Genomic DNA, 3223 nt, shown 5'->3' on the forward strand with positions numbered 1-3223 from the left:
CCCGTAGAAGAAGGCGATGCTCTTGGTCAGCCCCGCCACCGCGTGCTTCGAGGCCGTGTAGGCGACGCCGGCCGCCGAGGCGCGCAGCGCGGCCTCGGAGGCGACGTTCACGATCGCGCCGCTGCCGGCGTCGAGCATCGCGGGGAGGACGGCCCGTGTCAGTCGCATCGGGGCAGTGAGGTTCACACTCATCACTCGGTCCCAGGTCGTGTCGTCCACTTCCGCGGGCGGAAGGAACCCGTCCATGATGCCTGCAATGTTCGCGAGGCCGTCGATGCGTTCTCCAGCGGCGTTCAGGATGGCGTCGATCTTCGCGGGCTCGGCGACGTCGCCGGTGACCGTGACAAGCGCGTCGCTGTCGAATTCGTCGCTGAGCTCATCGAGGCGCGCGGCAATGAGGTCAGTGGCGATGACCCGCGCTCCTTCCCGCAGGAGCCTGCCGGCGGTGGCGCGGCCGATTCCGGAGCCCGCGCCGGTGACGATGATGGTGCGGCCCTCGAAGCGGCCAGGGACTGTCTGGGACATCGGGTTCTTCTTCCTTCTATTCGTTGACGAGGACGGGCGCGGGGACGATGACGTCGTCCATCGAGGTGGCGCGCCATTCCCGCAGGATCTCGTGGAAGCGGACGGGGCCTGGGCTGAATCCCCCTCCCCCGCGCCTCCGGGTGCCTTCACCGTTGTAGTAGCCGGGTGTGCACTCGACGAGGAAGTCTCCGTTGTCGATCTGGACTCGGCGGATCGTGGCGAGCCAGTCGGCTTCGGCCTCAGCGGTGGGCTCGACGTATCGTGCTTGTTCGCTGCCTGCACGTTCGAGGATCGCCGCGATGTGGGTGGCCTGTTCCTGGAGGATGTGGACGAAATTCACCGAGTTGGCGTTCTGCAGGGAACCGAGGTGGAAGAGGTTGGGGAATCCGTGCGACATGAACCCGTGCAGTGTCCGCGGCCCGGCTGACCACGCCTCCAGGAGCTGGACACCGCCCCGGCCGTGCACGGGGAGGGTGCCGGAGACGACTCCTGAGACACCCGTCTCGAAGCCGGTCGCGAAGATGACGCAGTCGACCTCGTACTCGGAATCTCCCACGACGACGGCGGTCTCCGTCATCGCGGTGATGCCGCCCGTGTCCGCCGTGTCGACCAGAGTGACGTTGGGCCGGTTGAACGTCTGGAGGTAATGGTCGCTGAATGTGGGCCGCTTGCACATGTACCGGTACCAGGGCTTGAGCAGTTCAGCGGTCGCAGGGTCGTCGAGGGTGGCGTCCACGCGGGCCCGGATCTCGTTCATCTTCCGCGCGTCCGCGATCTCGTCGAGCATCTCGCGCTCGCCCGGATCGAGTGTGTCATCGGTCCGGCCGGAGAGCATCTTCCGCTGCAGCCGAGCAGTGGAGGTCCAGCCGTCGGCGACGAGGTCGGTTTCGGTGTCCTCTCCCGCGATCACTGCGAGGAAGTTCTCCATCCGCTCCCGCTGCCAGCCCTGCGGCAGGTTCGAGGTCCAGTTCCGGGGCAGATCCCGGTTGTCGCGGACATCGACCGTGGAGGGCGTGCGCTGGAAGACGTACAGGTGCTCGGCGTCGCGTCCCACGTGCGGGATCACCTGGATGCCCGTGGCGCCGGTGCCGACGACGGCGACGCGCTTGTCGGCCAGCCCGGTGAGGCCGCCAGCCTGGTCGCCGCCGGTGTAGCCGTAGTCCCAGCGGCTCGTGTGGAACGTGTGCCCGCGGAACGACTCGACCCCGGGGATCGCGGGCAGCTTCGGCTGCGAGAGCGTTCCCGAAGACACGACGACATAGCGAGCCCGGATGCGATCGCCGCGATCAGTGCAGACCTGCCATTCGGCGTCGTCCTCGTCCCACCGCAACGCGGTGACCCTCGTGTGGAACAGGACGTCGTCGTAGAGGCGGAAGCGCTCCGCAATCGCGACCGCATGCCTCCTGATCTCCTCACCTGGGGCATAGCGGCGGCTCGGGACAGTGCCGACCTCCTCGAGCAGCGGCATGTACACAGACGACTCGATGTCGCAGTGGATGCCCGGGTAGCGGTTCCAGTACCAGGTTCCCCCGAAGTCGCCGCCCTCCTCGGTCATCCTGATCGAGTCGAATCCTGCCTCGCGGAGCCTGGCGCCGGTGAGCAGGCCACCGAAGCCGCCGCCGACGATGAGGACCTCGACCCGGTCAGACTTCGCTGCCCGCTCCTGCCGGGGGGTGTAGGGGTCCTCGGCCCAGTAGCCGAAGTTGTGCCGGCTGCCCAGGTACTGCCGGAGCCCGTCGGGCCGGATGCGGCGGTCTCGTTCGTGACGGTATCTCTCCCTCAGAGCCGCGAGGTCGAACTCGAGAGTGCGGGTGTCTGCGTCGGTCATGGTCCTCCAATGCTTCAAAGTGTTCGGCCTAGCGTGCGGCGCGGCGGGGCAGGAAGGCGGCAACCGCGAAGGCGACGACGGCGGCCCCGGCGGCGATGCCCATCACCGTGCGGAAGGCATCCTGGGTCGGCAGCGCAACACTGCCGAGCCTGACGACCATCTGGGCCAGGATCACCCCGGCCACGGCGCTCGAGACTGAGGTGCCAATGGAGCGCATGAGCGTGTTGAGGCTGTTCGCCGCCGCCGTCTCCGAGAGCGGCACCGCGCCCATGACCAAGGCAGGCATGGCCCCGTAGGCGATCCCGATGCCGGCTCCGATGATCACCGAGACGAGGACCAGCTGCCAGACCTGGGACATGAGGAAGATGTTCACGCAGTAGCCGGCCGCCACTACCGCCGCGCCGACCATGAGGGATGCCTTCGGGCCGAAGGCTGCCGAAATCCGGGCCGAAACGGGTGCGACTGCCATCATCACCAGGCCCGATGGCGCCATGACGACGCCGACGACGAGCATCGACTGGCCCAGACCGTAGCCCGTGGCCCTCGGCGCCTGCAGCAGCTGCGGCAGGACCAGGGACATGGCGAACATCGCGAATCCGAAGATCATCGACGCGGTGTTCGTCAGCAGTACCTGCCGGCGCGCGGTGACCCGAAGATCCACGAGCGGCGCCTCCGTGCGGAGCTCCCACCAGCCCCAGAGCAGGAGCACCACAGCCGACGCGGCAAGCAGCCCGACCGTGCCGGGAGATCCCCAGCCCCAGTCCGAGCCCTTCGAAATGCCCAGCAGAAGGCATACGAGGGCAGCCGAGATCCCGAGGGCTCCCGGCAGGTCGAACCTGCCCCCGGTGCGCATCTTCGATTCCGGCACGA

Annotated in this window: 3 protein-coding genes; all 3 read right to left on the reverse strand. The window is 67.9% G+C overall.

Annotation, left to right across the window (positions count from 1 at the left end; genetic code table 11):
* A partial coding sequence (locus LK10_RS02170; RefSeq protein ID WP_043119807.1) for an SDR family NAD(P)-dependent oxidoreductase occupies nucleotides 1-525 on the reverse strand: 525 nt, incomplete at its 3' end.
* Nucleotides 526-541: 16 nt separating this feature from the next.
* A complete protein-coding gene (locus LK10_RS02175) occupies nucleotides 542-2353 on the reverse strand; it encodes a flavin-containing monooxygenase (protein WP_043119808.1) in 1812 nt (603 codons plus the stop codon).
* A 28-nt stretch (nucleotides 2354-2381) separates the two neighbouring features.
* Nucleotides 2382-3223 (reverse strand): MFS transporter (locus LK10_RS02180; protein ID WP_156143994.1); only part of this gene is annotated, 842 nt, incomplete at its 5' end.

Source organism: Sinomonas humi (genome assembly GCF_000802235.1).
GTDB classification, from domain to species: Bacteria; Actinomycetota; Actinomycetes; order Actinomycetales; family Micrococcaceae; genus Sinomonas; species Sinomonas humi.

Bases quoted from the DNA above. Each gene is read 5' to 3' on its own strand.
- LK10_RS02175 (WP_043119808.1), bottom strand. From the start codon at position 2,353: ATGACCGACGCAGACACCCGCACTCTCGAGTTCGACCTCGCGGCTCTG.